This window comes from uncultured Subdoligranulum sp., from assembly GCF_937890665.1.
The window spans coordinates 1-3,427 of the sequence record NZ_CALADU010000133.1 but is presented as its reverse complement, the minus strand read 5'-3'; the positions used below and the strand labels follow the sequence as shown (position 1 = coordinate 3,427).

Annotated in this window: 4 protein-coding genes; all 4 read right to left on the bottom strand. The window is 49.9% G+C overall.

What is annotated here, in order from left to right:
• On the bottom strand, positions 1-1,612 hold a 1,612-nt coding region (locus tag Q0526_RS18800; protein ID WP_366522047.1), incomplete at its 3' end, for a VirB4-like conjugal transfer ATPase, CD1110 family.
• A gap of 19 nt (positions 1,613-1,631) precedes the next feature.
• Complete coding sequence (locus Q0526_RS07870) at positions 1,632-2,120, bottom strand: PrgI family protein (protein WP_298732287.1); 489 nt, start codon at positions 2,118-2,120, stop codon at positions 1,632-1,634.
• A gap of 46 nt (positions 2,121-2,166) precedes the next feature.
• Complete coding sequence (locus Q0526_RS07865; RefSeq protein ID WP_298732286.1) at positions 2,167-2,991, bottom strand: VirB6/TrbL-like conjugal transfer protein, CD1112 family; 825 nt, start codon at positions 2,989-2,991, stop codon at positions 2,167-2,169.
• Positions 2,992-3,033: 42 nt separating this feature from the next.
• Complete coding sequence (locus Q0526_RS07860) at positions 3,034-3,237, bottom strand: hypothetical protein (protein WP_298732285.1); 204 nt, start codon at positions 3,235-3,237, stop codon at positions 3,034-3,036.
• Positions 3,238-3,427: the final 190 nt, after the last annotated feature.

Genomic DNA, 3,427 nt, shown 5'->3' with positions numbered 1-3,427 from the left:
AGTTAAAGAATTTGGCGTAGGTCATGCGCGCTGCGCGGTCGATGTAGGTGCGCTCGGCAGCAGAGATACCCCCGCCGCCAATGATAAGCTCGCAGAACATCTGCAAGAACTGCGATTTAAGGACAAGCGGACTGTCGCTGTCGGCATAGTCCTCGGTAATATCCATGGGGTTGATGTGTTCACTGGAACTGGCAGAAATCTCTACGACTTGGCCGCCCATGGCCTGCACTTCGGGGGTATATTCGCCTTCGGGGTCGATGATGATAACGTCATCATCAGTACCCATCATAACTTGGGCGATTTCCAGCTTGACGTCCATTGATTTGCCGGAACCGGGCTGCCCCAGTACATACCCGGCAGGGGACGCCAGGTTTTTGCGCTGGAACATCAGCAGCGATTTGCTGCGCGCGTTCAAGCCCATATAGAAACCGCCCGGCTCGAACAATTCCTGTGTCGTGAACGGGATGAAAATGGCTGTGTTGGCCGTGGTAAGAGTACGTTCAATGCCGATGCACTTTTTGCCCAACGGCAAAATGGAATTAAGAGCCTCGCGCTGCTCAAAAGGCAGGGTATCAACTTTACAGGTCTTTTTCTGCACGGCGCTCATGATCTGCTTGATACGGTTGTCCAGTTCTTCGTTTGTGTTACCATAAGTGTGAATCATAAGCGCAACCTTAAAGAGTTTCTGATTGCGGTTGACGAGTTCGTCCAGAAGATCTTCCGCATTTTTGATATTTTCGCTCAGTTCGTAGCGGATGCCCATGGCGGCGGGCAGCTTTTGCTTGACCGCACGTTGCATACCATCCGCTTCTTCCTGGCGCATGAACGCAAGTTTGGTCTTGACCATTTCCACGGCATCATGCTGCTCGACTGCATCAATGTGCAGCGCGATCGCCAGGTCAAACGGCAGTTCGGATAGGCGGGACAGCAGATCATCGGTCATTTCCGGCGCGATGTCGCGCAGGAAAACGGTTTTGCCAATCTTTTTGCCAAAGGCATAGCGGTCGTTGTATGTGGCCCGCGAATCGTCATGCTCTGGACGCCAGTCAAAAGACGACGGACTGATGAAATCTTTCGTCGTGAGTTTGTTCTCGGCCAGCAGCCAATCGTACTCAAAATCAAAACTGGTATCGGGGCGCAAGATCGAGTTGAGAAGTGCCAGACGTTGCTTGCCGGAAAGTGTGGAGGCATCGCTGTGTAGCCCCTTGAAGCTACCCTTTAGATCGGCGGATCGCCGTGCAAGCTGTTGGGCTGCGCTGTCATAGGTGTCGGCTTTCACGGTAATAGTAACAAATTTTTCGCGCACCAGGCCGTTTTGCCCCTGCATGGCCTTGTCGGCAATAATTTTGTTCATTTCCTGTCGGTACTCGTCAATATCATCCTGGCGCATTTGAAAGAACATATCCTGTTCAAACCGCTCCCTATCCATGTGCTGCGTAACCAGGTTGATCTGCAAGTGCATATCCGGGTCACAATAGTTAAGCAACTCACAGTACCGCGTAAAAATGTTGGCCTGTTCTTCTCGTCGTGCAATCTGGTAGTTGACGTCGGAAAATTTCAGCGTCATGGAATATAAGCCCGGCTCGATTTCACAGATGCCGTTCTCGTACATAGCCAGAAAGCCCAGGCAATCACTGGCCTTTTGCGGCGCGCGCTTTTTCTTTATTTGCTTTTCGAGTGTCTTTTTTTGCGCGCGCAATACTTTTGCGCGCTTGCGCTGTTCGGCTTTTAATTTCTTTTTTTGTAAGCGAGCTTGCCGCTTGGCACTCGCAAGGTTTTCCCTTTCGGGACTTTTTTTGAGAATCATTGTAGCACTCCTTAAACGGACGAACCGGGATTTGGTGGCTTTCAGTCATATTTCGCCAGTAAATGGACACCAGCTTTTCAAAGGGGTAGCCGTTGCGTTTGATGAAGCCAACCCCTAAAAAGGGCATGACTTCGATCATAACGATATAACTCAACGTGTCTGCGGTCGCCCCAAAATAGTAGATGCCGACTGCAAAAGTTGCCACAGCAAGAACTATGGCAATGCCAAAGCAGACGAGCTGCCGGATGGACAGACCAGCAAATATTTTTTCATGATATTCGGTTATTTCAAAATTGATCTTTGTTGAGATCAAATGCGTCACCTTCTTTCTGCGGTGCGACGATTCGTCGCATCGGGCATTATACAGAACTGGTTATGGCTTTGGCAAAGCGGCTGCTCATTATCATGGCAACCAACAATATTACACTATTGCCCAGCAACGCCCAGGATTGATCTAAAATGTCTCCTGTGCCGCCGCCAATGGAAGCGGCCAGCGCCGGATAGAACCCGATCACAAGGTAAAGGATGCTGCCTTGGATGGCTACGCCTGCATAACTTTTGAGAAAACCAATGCCGACGTTATGTAGCTCCTGGTAACAAAGCGTCGTGATGGGAATAGCTGCAAAGGCATTGTAAACATAGAGTTCTATGAAGCGTGCTGCCACAAGGGTGTTTACTATGATGGAAATGCCTTTGATGATTAGGTTGACGGCCTGGAGCGTTAAGTTGACACCGAGCTGCTGAAAGAAGTGCCCTTCCAATTCGGAGAGCGTGGATGAATCTATGTCGCTGGATACTTGCCCGCTGCCCACAACACCGGCAATACCGCTTGTAATTTGAGCGCTGATACTAAATAGGGCATTGAGGATAATCGTGGAATTTTGGACGGCCCACAGGCACAGTGCCATCTTGATGAAGGACTGGAAAAGATTGAGCAGCATAAAGGTGGAACTTCCACCGCCGCCAGCAGACGAGCGTATAAAAGCGTTGTAAAATTCGAGAATCCAGAACAATGCCAGTACGACAAGGGCGATTGGCAACACAATATTTGTGGCAATGGCGTTGGAAAAATTTGCCAGTGAGGAGTTCCACCCGTTGAGGTCTTGCAGCAGGCCACTGTTTTGCCCCATGCTGGAAGCGGTTGCGCTTATTGTGTCGAGCAGGTCTTGAATTGCATCTATCATAGACGAGATACCTCCATGTGGGGTGCGACGATTCGTCGCATTTTAGAAAGATATCTGCGTTAGAACGGCGGCAGCAGTAACGACGACTGCGCCACCGGCCACACCCAATAGAGCCTGTTTCATCTCAGGCCCGTTATGGTCTTTGATACTGAAACCGAGCTGAACACCGTTCCAGACAATGTACAGCGCACCGGCGTAAACGAGGCCGCGGGAAAGAATCGACATAAGCTGATCGAGAAATTCCATAATAGTAATCTCCTTTTCAAAGTGAATTTAATTCGGAAAGTTTTATGGTTGTTGCACTCTTTACGCCTTGGAAGAAACCGGCCATTTCCATTTCTTTGCGCTTCTCGTAGGTGAAGCGGTTGGCCGGGTCTGCATCGGCGCAGAGCTTGTAGTTGGGATGCTTTGTCAGGTCATATTTACGGCTGTGGAA